Raw genomic sequence first — 1,007 nt, 5'->3', positions numbered from 1 at the left:
GAACAAGAGCTGGCGAAGTTGGACTTACAACTGGATGGCTTGCGTTTACAGCTTTCTGGCTACGCACTAATTGTTGAGGACATGACGGGTTCTCATGTTTCGATTCCCCTTGAAGACATTTTGGACTACTGGTACCCAAACCAAATGTCGTTACCTGACAAAGTGATGCATTGGGGTAAACAGGTCTGGAAATTCTTATCCGAAGATCCAAGAGAATCGAACTCTGAGGGCGGCGTTTTTCCTGCAATATTCGGAACCGTTTTCTTGGTGCTTATCATGTCGATTATCGTGATGCCGCTTGGGGTGGTTGCTGCGATTTATTTGCATGAATACGCGAAGAACAACGCACTTACGCGAATTATTCGAATTGCGGTCATCAACTTGGCGGGGGTTCCTTCGATCGTGTATGGCGTGTTCGGGTTGGGTTTCTTTGTCTATACCATCGGAGCCTCCATCGATAACGTGTTTTATGCCGAGCGATTGCCTGCGCCAACTTTCGGTACGCCGGGTTTGTTGTGGTCGGCTTTGACGCTAGCAGTATTAACACTGCCCGTGGTTATTGTTACGACAGAGGAAGGCTTAACACGTATTCCGAGCTCAGTACGCCACGGTTCTTTGGCGCTTGGCGCGACGCAATTTGAAACGTTGTGGCGCGTGGTATTACCAATGGCAACGCCTGCAATTATCACCGGTTTGATTCTGGCGATTGCGCGTGCCGCAGGGGAAGTCGCGCCACTAATGCTAGTGGGGGTTGTGAAACTGGCGTCCAGTTTGCCTGTTGATGGTCAGTTCCCTTACGTGCATTTGGACAGAAAGTTCATGCACTTAGGTTCTCATATCTACGACGTTGGATTTCAAACCTCCAACATTGAAGCGGCGCGCCCGCTGGTGTATGCCACTTCCTTCTTACTCGTTACCGTGATTGTCGGACTAAACTTAACAGCAATCAGTATTCGCAATAATTTACGAGAAAAATACAGAACGTTAGGACAAGATTAAGTATGTTT

Annotated in this window: 1 protein-coding gene; it reads left to right on the top strand. The window is 48.2% G+C overall.

Annotated features, from left to right (window positions below; all coding sequences use genetic code 11):
* On the top strand, positions 1 to 999 hold a 999-nt coding region (gene pstA / locus R8269_RS26590), incomplete at its 5' end, for a phosphate ABC transporter permease PstA (RefSeq protein WP_318223087.1).
* Between the last annotated feature and the right edge of the window lie 8 nt (positions 1,000 to 1,007).

The sequence above is a fragment of the Vibrio sp. Vb0667 genome (assembly GCF_033391095.1).
Note: the sequence above shows the minus strand (reverse complement) of the source record. Positions and strands in the feature narration are given on the sequence as shown.